General features: G+C 49.7%; 3 protein-coding genes. All 3 read left to right on the top strand.

Annotated features, from left to right (window positions below):
* On the top strand, positions 1 to 552 hold a 552-nt coding region (locus tag PGQ38_RS19220; protein WP_270433165.1), incomplete at its 5' end, for a response regulator transcription factor.
* A complete protein-coding gene (locus tag PGQ38_RS19215; protein ID WP_270433163.1) occupies positions 549 to 1,580 on the top strand; it encodes a sensor histidine kinase in 1,032 nt (343 codons plus the stop codon). The genes PGQ38_RS19220 and PGQ38_RS19215, both read left to right, overlap by 4 nt.
* 27 nt (positions 1,581 to 1,607) lie before the next feature.
* Entirely contained in the window at positions 1,608 to 2,024 is a 417-nt protein-coding gene (locus PGQ38_RS19210; RefSeq protein WP_004611616.1) for a hypothetical protein, read from the top strand.
* Positions 2,025 to 2,107: the final 83 nt, after the last annotated feature.

The following is a 2,107-nucleotide window of genomic DNA, read 5'->3' as shown; positions in this document are numbered from 1 at the left end:
TTAGTGCTGCTGGACATCAACCTGCCGGACGGGAACGGTTTTGAACTGTGCAAGCTGATAAAGCCCCAGCACCCGGATACCATCGTGATTTTCCTGACCGCCAACGATCAGGAGAGCGACCAGATACGGGGCTATGAGGTGGGCGCGGTGGACTACATCACAAAGCCCTTTGTGATCGGGGCCTTGCAGCGAAAAATCAAAGCCATGTTCGCCATGCTGGAACACCACAAACCGGCCAAGGACATTTACGACGACGGGCGGCTGTTTCTGGACTTCTCGGAGCAGACGGCTTCCTTAAACGGCAAGCCCCTGACCCTATCCCCGATGGAGTACAAAATGCTGAACCTGTTCCGTAAAAATCCCCGGCAAGTGCTGACCCGTGGGCAGCTTTTGGAAAAGCTGTGGGATAGAGACGAGAAGTTTGTGGACGAACACACCCTGACAAGCTCCATCAGCCGGATTCGGAGTAAGATCGAATCCGACGGCGGCGCGCCCTACATCAAAACTGTTTACGGCATGGGCTATCAATGGACGGGAGGCGAGGCAAAATGAAGTTGCAAAACCTCTCGGTAAAGCGGCTGTTTGGCCGGGTAGCAATGGGGCTTGTCCTTTCCATGTCCGGGATCACCATAGCCCTGTTTCTTGTGACAAAACAGACGGCGGTGCTGCTGACGGGCGGGGCGCTGCTGTTGTGCGCCCTTGTAGGGATTTTTGTACTGACGCAGGCGTTTGGAAAGCGGCTGTCGCAGTTTACCGCTGACCTATGCCAGACTTTAGACCACATGATCGCCGGAAATGAAGCGCCCCAGCGGCCAGAGGACAGCGAAACCCAGCTTGCCAGAATCGGACACCGGCTGGCAAGGCTTTACCAGATCATGCAGGAGAACCGCCGCCGGGTGGACGAGGAACGGCAGGAGTTACAGACCCTTGTATCGGATATTTCCCATCAGGTGAAAACGCCGGTAAGCAATCTGAAAATGGCGACGGACACGCTGCTGGAAAAGCCTATGACCAAGGCGGAGCGCACCGACTTTATCCGGGGAATCCGCAGCCAGACGGATAAGCTGGACTTTCTCTTTCAGGCCCTTGTGAAAACCTCACGGCTGGAAACGGGCGTGATCCAGTTGGATAAGAAACCGGGTCGCCTCTTTGATACCGTGGCTCAGGCCATCACTCGGATTGTGTATGCAGCGGACAAACAGGAAATAGCTGTGTCCGTGGACTGCCCGGAGGATTTGACCGTTTTCCATGACAGCAAGTGGACATCCGAAGCCCTTTTTAACCTGCTGGACAATGCGGTGAAGTACACCCCGGCAGGCGGGAAAATCGCTGTGTCGGTGGTGCTGTGGGAAATGTATGTGGAAATCAAAGTAGCCGACACCGGCAAGGGCATTTCCGAAAGCAATCAGGCCGCCATCTTCCGGCGCTTCTATCGTGAGGAAGAAGTACACGAACAGCAGGGCGTGGGCATTGGCCTGTATCTGGCCCGCGAGATCGTAACACGGCAGGGCGGCTATATCAAAGTGGTTTCGGAGCCGGGCAAGGGTTCGGAATTTTCCATTATGTTGCCGACTAAATAAAGCACACTTATAACAGGAGAAAACACCATGAAAAAAATCAATTTTTGCAAAGCAACAACAATCATCTTAATAATCAATGTTATTTTATCTATTGTTTTATTTTTCGTTGTTCCTGATAAAATAGCAATTCAATGGGTAGGTACATCCCCCAGCAATGCAGTAGATTCTTACTATGTATTTTTGGTGCCGGTATTGTCAGTGCTTTTTGCTTTTACGGGAAAACCTATTTTTACAATGTTCCTGTTTAGATTGTGGAATAGAACTAACGAGCATTTAGTGACATACTTAAATTTGTGTCTGCAAGTTGTATTTCTTACTTGTGAAATCTATATCGGATTATATAACCTATGTAATTTTAATGTTGCCATTAGTATAATTCTCATTGTGGAACTTATGATAGATGTGGTGATTGGATTGAAATTATTTCACAATCAATCTATCTAAAAGATTGTGTAGTATGATTCGGCGGACGACCATTTCCGGCTGTCCGCCGTGAATTTTTTTGAAATGTCCGAGCGTTGTAACAT

This window comes from Blautia faecis (assembly GCF_027662325.1).
GTDB lineage: Bacteria > Bacillota > Clostridia > Lachnospirales > Lachnospiraceae > Blautia_A > Blautia_A faecis.
The sequence above is the reverse complement of the archived record's forward strand: the minus strand, read 5'-3'. Positions and strand labels throughout refer to the sequence as shown.